This is a genomic window from Streptomyces sp. NPDC050674, assembly GCF_040654575.1.
Classification (GTDB): Bacteria; Actinomycetota; Actinomycetes; order Streptomycetales; family Streptomycetaceae; genus Streptomyces.
In genome coordinates this window covers 1-1,340 of the sequence record NZ_JBFAIG010000059.1, presented here as the reverse complement: position 1 = coordinate 1,340, position 1,340 = coordinate 1, and the positions used below count along the sequence as shown (strand labels likewise).

Genomic DNA, 1,340 nt, shown 5'->3' with positions numbered 1-1,340 from the left:
GGCGCAAGAGGCCCACTCGAGATCGACAAGGACGATCTCGAAGATGACTTTGCCCACGCCGGCCGGGAGGGTGCCGGTCGCGGTCTGCTTCGGGGTGTCCTGGGCAAGGCCGAAGGCCATGAGCAGGACGATGGTGAGGAGCATGGCCGTCCCGAGCCAGGCCAGGGCCGTGGAGGCGCGCAAGCCGTAGCCGGACAGCGCCCAGTAGGCGGTCAGTAGCCCCCGTTCACTGCGGGGGATGTCGTCGGCGTGGCGGCGCATCTCCATCTCGCCGTAGTAGAAGTCCGCCGCCCCTGGCTCGTGCTTTCCGTCCTCGAAGGCCTTGCGCAGCGCCCGGTATACCGGAGCCAGTTGCAGCGGCCCCGCCCGCCCGGTGCCGAGGACCCAGCCCTGCACTGCCCCCGGCTGGCTGGCGCGCCAGTGGTGTTCTTCGGCCAGGACGCGGCGCTCGGTGAATCGCACGGGCGGCCAGCGCCGCCAGTGCACGGCGGGCGGTGCGGTGTTGAAAGTGCAGGCCCCCTCAAGGCGGAGTTGGTCCAGGTGGACCGTGCCTGTGAACAGACATTCCCACAGATCGAGGTCGGCTAGGACCAGATGGGCCGCGTCCACCCCGCGCAGCGACGCCACCCGCACCCCGGGGTCGTACGCGCTCGGGAAGAGATCTTCGGCGAGCGGTCGGCCGTCGTTGAGCACGAAGGGATCCGGCTCGGCGGCGATCGTGAGGGGGTACTCGAACACGGAATGAGCGAGGTCCACCGTGGCATAGCGCAGGCGGATCTCCGCTGTCGATGACCAGCGAGTGCGATGGCACTCCAGACGGCGCGCAGCGAGCGAGAGGGTCACCGGGCGGCCGAACACCGCGCCGGACAGCACAACCCTCCCAGCACACACCAATGGCCCGAACTGGTCAGCCTCCACGAAGGTCGCCGACTCGAACCCAGCGTCGCCCTCGAAGGTCGCCGACCCGAACACGGCACCGCGCTCGAAGGTCGCCGACCTGAACCATGCGTCGTCCTTGAAGGTCGCCGACCCGAACATGGCGTCGTTCCTGGAGGTCACCGACGCGAACACGGCACCGCGCTCGAAGGTCGCCGACTCGAACCCGGCAGCGCGCTTGAAGGTCGCCGACCCGAACCCGGCGTTGTTCTTGAAGGTCGCCGACCCGAACATGGCGGCGCCCTCGAATGTCACCGACCCGAACCGGGCGGTGCCTAAGCGGGCGTTACCGGTCGCGGGGTCACGGAGGGCGTTGAGTAAGGCGTTGAGGAGGTTCAGCGCGACTCCCACCACGCCGAACACCTGGCGCACGCCGAGTTCGCTGAGTGCGTCCACGATGACGC

Annotated in this window: 1 protein-coding gene; it reads right to left on the bottom strand. The window is 69.0% G+C overall.

The window, feature by feature from the left end; translation table 11 throughout:
* Positions 1 to 1,340, bottom strand: a 1,340-nt coding sequence (locus AB0I06_RS34270; RefSeq protein WP_363122768.1) for a hypothetical protein, incomplete at both ends; no start/stop codon positions are given.